The 5,556-nt window shown below is 70.5% G+C and carries 3 protein-coding genes; 2 read left to right on the forward strand and 1 reads right to left on the reverse strand.

The window, feature by feature from the left end; all coding sequences use genetic code 11:
- Nucleotides 1–256 precede the first annotated feature (256 nt).
- Nucleotides 257–4,282, reverse strand: a complete 4,026-nt coding sequence (locus tag AB0F10_RS43870) for a VCBS repeat-containing protein (protein WP_360640141.1) — start codon at nt 4,280–4,282, stop codon at nt 257–259.
- 316 nt (nt 4,283–4,598) lie between these two features.
- Here AB0F10_RS43870 and AB0F10_RS43875 point away from each other — a divergent pair, with 316 nt between their 5' ends.
- Together AB0F10_RS43875 and AB0F10_RS43880 are read left to right on the forward strand one after the other, a co-directional pair.
- Nucleotides 4,599–4,895 carry an SCO0607 family lipoprotein gene (locus tag AB0F10_RS43875; RefSeq protein ID WP_360640144.1) on the forward strand — a complete coding sequence of 99 codons (297 nt, stop codon included), beginning with the start codon at nt 4,599–4,601 and terminating at the stop codon, nt 4,893–4,895.
- Between the two features lie 49 nt (nt 4,896–4,944).
- Nucleotides 4,945–5,511, forward strand: a complete 567-nt coding sequence (locus AB0F10_RS43880; RefSeq protein WP_360640147.1) for a DUF2087 domain-containing protein — start codon at nt 4,945–4,947, stop codon at nt 5,509–5,511.
- The last annotated feature ends 45 nt before the right edge of the window (nt 5,512–5,556 follow it).

Consider the following 5,556-nt stretch of genomic DNA (forward strand, 5'->3'; position numbering starts at 1 on the left):
GGGGTGGGGGTCCCGGCACCACCGTTCGGGGGCGGGCGCCGGGCGGGGCGCCCCCCGCCGGGGGCGCCCACCGCGGCCAACCCCCCCCCCCCCCGGGGGGGGGCGGGGGGGGTGGCGTCGACCCCGGTGTCGAGGTGGCCGACGAGGACGCCGGCGCCGGTCCAGCCCTGCCGCCAGCACGCCTCGGCCGCCAGCCGGCGCAGCCCCCAACCCGCCGGGTCACCCGGTGTGCGCCGGGCCGGGCGGTGAGCGTCGATCACTGCTCCACGTTGGCCAGCACGAGGCAGGCCTGGGCGCTCAGATTGTCGATCCCGGCCAGCACCCCGAGCGAGATGCCCGCGGACGCCGTCGACACCACCGTCATGCGCGAGAACGCCGCGATCCCGGGCAGCGTGCCGATGGCGTCGCCGAAGCCCTTCACCACCGATTCCCTCTTGCGGGCGTTCGCGCTGATGGACAGCACCAGGGCGACCGCCGAGAGGACCGACTTCGCACCGGCCGAGACGTCGTTCGCCCGCTTGAACGACTCCAGGTTGGTGCAGACGAACGAGGCCGTGTCGACCCCCAGCAGGAGCGTGGCGTAACTCCAGAGGGTCAGGTCCCAGATCTTGTCCTCGTCGATCGCGTCGAAGCTCAGCTGGTCGGGGGAGCCGCCGGGGAACGAGCCGAGCCAGCTGATGTACGACAGCACGAGTCCGGCGCCCTCGAACATCCACAGGAACGACGGTGTGTTGGTCTCGGGGATGGCGTCCATCGGCGCCGACATCACCCCGCCCACGTAGCCGGCCACGCTGGTGACGATCGCCCAGTCGCGCGCGGCCTCGGCGCTGGCCGAGAGCGCCAGCGGCTGAGCGTTGGCGAACGGCCGCCGCCCCAGGACGATCTTGCCCAGTACCGTCGCCGGGATGGCCACCAGCAGCGTCGTCAAGTTCAGCAGGGTCAGCTTCTCGTTCGGGTCACCGACGATGACCTTGCTGTAGAAGTCGCTGATGAACGGGATGTCGATCTCGTGGTCGAGCAGCCTCTTGAGCTCCTCGATCACCGTGGCGGCCAGCTCGAGCAGCAGCAGCACCGTGGCCCGGGTGGCCCCCACCGCCGGCTCCACCAGCTCGCGGACGATGACCAGGAAGCCGGCGACGGCGTGCTGGGGGTTTTCCGGCAGCAGCGTGACGACGTCCACCAGCTTGTCGAGCCGGGTGACGAGCCCGTCGGCCAGGCCCTGGTAACTGTGCCGCACGGCGTCCCACCGGCCGGCCAGATCGCTTCGCGGGACCGGCTTTCCGCCGGTGTCCTGCGCGTTGTCGCCCAGGCGGGCCAGGAACCATTCCAGCTCGGCCGGCGGGTGCGTCTCCCCGGCGAGCTCGGCCGGCTCCCCGCCGAGCTGGCCGATCGCTAGGTTGATGTGCTCAACCAGGTTTTCGGCCTGCCGGTCGAAGAAATCGGTCACCGGCTTCTCGCTGGTCACGACGAGCTGCTGGAGATAGTCCAGCCCCTGGATGACGCTGTCGTGCAGGTAGCGGTGGGTGGCCAGGATGTCCTGCCAGTCGAAGGCGAACTCCAGCCACTGAACGAAGTCGTGCAGGGCCACGCCGATCTTCTCGACCACGCCGCGCACGAACGTCGCGACCGTCTCGGCGCTGTCGATCACCCAGGCGACGACCTTCTCGGCCGCGTTCTCGATCAACTGGATCCCCTGCCGGACGTACCTGACGACCACGAGGACCACGTCGTGCACGGCGGTCACCACGATCGACGCCGCCTGCTTGATCCCGCTCCACAGGTCGTCCAGGACACCTTGGGCCAGGGTGACGCCCGTGTTGGCCTGCGACAGCAACCGGTCGATCTCGTCCGCGGTGACCGGCCGCAGGCTCGGCCCCGCGAACACCAGGCCGGCCGGGTCGACCGGGGCGCCGGGACGGTCCGGGGCGTCGGGGTTGATGATGAAGCTGGCCGGGTTGGTGCCGTCGACCGGCCGCACGAGCGGGTCGCCGAAGTCGAGCTTCCAGGACCTGCCCTGCAGCCCGGCCGCGTCGACCTGCGGAGTCGGGCGGTCCGGGGTGTCGTACCGCAGGGTCGACATGGCGAGGGTGATCGTGCTCTGCACGTTGTCGGCCTGCTGGCGGGTGACCGTCGCCTTGTTGACCAGGGAGCCGCCGTCCCGCGTGTTCGCGTCGTAGAGGGCGCCGGCCGGCAATTGGGCGAGGTGCTCGTGGATCTGGCGATCGGGGAAGACGACGCAGCGTTCGAAGCCGGCCATTCTGTCGGTGCGCAGTTTCAGGCCCGGTGTGCTCAGCCCGCTCGCGCGGGTCAGCACGGTCAGCTGGGCCAGGCTGTTGGGCGTCAACTTCTTCGACGTGTCCTCGTCGATCTGGTACGTCTGCCCGTTGACGACGATCGTGACCTGATCGGTCGCCCAGACCTCCACCTCGGTGACGTCGTACGGCAGCTGGATCAGCGTGCGGTAGGCCGAGAACGGCCGGAAGCCGTCCGCCACCGGCTCGTAGTCCTGGCTCAGCCGGACGGAGCAGGTGATGCCCACGGCGCTCGGCGCGATGTTGTGCCACACGTGCAGAGACGACAGCGCGTCGTCGCCGACCTGGGTGCCGCTCATCCTGGGGATGGCGGTGACGGCGTCCTCCCGGACATCACCGAAGGCCACGTCGCGGTACAGCGTGACGCCGGTCTCGGGGCCGAGACGCAGCGACGACACCACGTCGTTGAGGCCGTCGATCCTCAGGAAGTCGCTCAGCTCCGCCCCGGAGATCCAGGCCCGTCCCCAGTACGCCGGATTCTCATAGAGGACGACCTCGCCCGGCGCGAGCGTGCCGACCTGCGTCTCGTCGTCGGCGAAGCGGACGTCGCGGGTGAAGATCAGGCGCTGGTCGCGGTCGCCGCTCCGGGCGAACTGGCCGCTGCCGTCCAGCGCGACCCACTGAGCGTTCGCGTCCTTGAGCGAGAAGGTGCGGCCGTAGCGGTCGGGCTCCTCGACGAGCGTCATCGTCCCTTCCTCGAACGGAGTGCTGGTGCCGCCCTTGAGCAGATGACGCTCCGCCGCGGTCGGCCGCGCGAACGCGACCGCTCCGTCGGCTGTGGTGAGCTGGACCAGCTGGCCGTCGGGCGTGGCGCCCCTGGGCAGGAGGCGGAAGAGGGCGTCCGCGTTCGCGGTGGTGCCGAGCGTGGTGACCCACGAGGTGGTGCCCGGCCGTCCACGGGTGACCCGCAGGTAGCCGTTCGGTGTGCGGATCGCCCAGCGGCCGCCGAACGGGCGGTCCACGTCGGCCCAGATCTTCAGTGCGGAAAGGGAACCCGGTCGCGTGTCGTGTATCGCGGGCACGTCCGCCAGGACCTGCTGGGAGGGCCCCTGGAAGTCGCTCTGCTGATAGATCGTCACCCCGGTGCCGGGACCGACGCGCAGCCCGGTCGGGTCGGGCATGATCAGGGCGACGTCGGCGACGTCGCCGCTCAGCAGCCGAGCCGCTCGCACCCCGAACCAGTCGTCGCGGTAGATGATGGCCTGGCCCGCGCTCGGGCCGCGGCTCATCAGGAAGCTGTAGGCCGCGTCTTCCCGCTTCAGCCGAATGTCGGCCATGCTCTGCCAGGCCACGCCGGTGAACTTGTAGGCAATGAGGCCGGCGCCCCCGCGGGCAACCAGTTCGGCGCGTCCGTCGCCGTCGATGTCGGCGCATTGAATGGTGGAGTAATACTGCTGCATGCCCCAGCCTGAGGCATCACTTAACGGTGGGCCGGCCGGCAGCAGGTTCCAACTGCGAGTCGCTGGATCGAACTTGTAGGCCTGGATTCCGGCCGCTCCGCGGGCGATGAGTTCGGCGCGTCCGTCGCCGTCGATGTCGGCGCACTGAATTGTGGAGTAATACCGCTTGTCACCCCAGCCGGACGCATCACTCAAGGGCGGCCCGTCCGGCAGCCGGCTCCACGTCCGGGTCGCGGGGTCGAACTCGTAGGCCCGAATGCCTGCCGCCCCGCGGGCGAGCAACTCCGCGCGCCCGTCACCGTCGATGTCGGCATAGCTGATCGTGGAGTAGTACTGCGCCTGATTCCAATTCGCGGCGTCGGTCAGATCGGCCAGAGAGGGCCAGCCCGCCCACAGGTCCCCCTGGTCCAGATCCCAGACCTGGACACCGCTCACCCCCCGGGCGAGGACCTCCGCCTTGCCGTCGCCGTCGACGTCCGCGCACCGGATGGTGGAGCAGTACTGCGGCTGCGCCCATCCGTCGGCGTCGGAGAAAGCCGGGGCAGGAGTGAATATCGGGCGAGCGGTCATGAATATCTCCCGGGACACGATCGGATATTGAGCTGCGCCGTCGACACCAAGCGCGAAGCATCCGATATGGACGCTAGACCCCGGGCGGATTGAATCACAAGGCCCGCCGGGCGCCGCAGCCCTTTTCCGACAAGAATCCGACATTGCGCATCTGGGCATCCGCAATGGAATCGTCGCGCCCATTCTTATGCCGGCCAATGTGTCGCCGCGGCGACCGATCCCGCTCCCGATGCTCCGGCGGAGATCCGTTCCAGGGTCCCGTCAGTGAGTACGCGTGCGGATGGCAGGCCGCCCGGGATCGGCAAGACTTGCCGCCATGCGAGAGACGAGCCGAACCCGCCTCCTGACCACCACGATGATCACCGCGACGGTCCTGGCGGCGACGCTGGCGGCCGGGGGCTGCTCACTGAACGAGGCGATCTGCGGCAATGACCAGTATCCGGTCGCCGCGGTGGGCTCGACGGGCCGTGACTGCGTCCCGAAGGGCGAGGAGCCGCCGGCCGGCTATGTCCGCTTTCCCGCCGGCAAGGTCCCGAAGCACGTCGGCGACGAGTGGGACGAATACTGGAACACCCACATGATCGACAAGACCGGCGCCATCGTCCCGGCCTGAGCTCGAAATACGGATGCGGAGGCCGGCGCGGCGCGCCTACGGTGACGGGATGTCCCTCGAAGCCGCCCGCGCCGCCGACGTACTCGCCCAGCTCTGCGACCGCAACAGGTTGCTGGCGTTCGCCGAGCTGGTGCGCCGCGGCGACGACGGCGCCACGCTGAGCGACCTGGCCCGCGCGCTCGACCTGCCGCTGCCGAAGGCCGGCGACGCCTGCGCCCGGCTGGTCGGGCTCGGGCTCGCCACCGGCACCGGAAACGGGCTGTACCGGGCGCGGCCCGAGGGCCTGCGCGACGCGGCCGCGGCCGTCGACCGCCTGCAGCCGATCGCGGCGCTGCTCGCCGACTATCCGCAGCTGCGGTCCAACTTCTCGCACGGCCGGCTGACCGGCATGCCGCCGACGCTGAGCGAGCGCACGCCACTGCTGGGCGAGCTGCTGGCCCGGTTCCTGGCCCTCGAGGGCCTGTGCGACGAGGACGAGATCAACCGCCGGCTGGCGGCCGTCACCGACGACGTGGCGGGGGTCCGGCGGATGATGGTCGACACCGGCTGGCTGGAACGCGACCGGGCCGGCACCACCTACGGCCCGGGCCGCCCGATCCCGCAGCCGGTCGGCTGACGGGCGGGCATGGACCCGATGGGCGGCGGCGGCACCGGCCGGGCC

Source organism: Actinoplanes sp. NPDC026623 (assembly GCF_040638275.1).
Classification (GTDB): domain Bacteria; phylum Actinomycetota; class Actinomycetes; order Mycobacteriales; family Micromonosporaceae; genus Actinoplanes.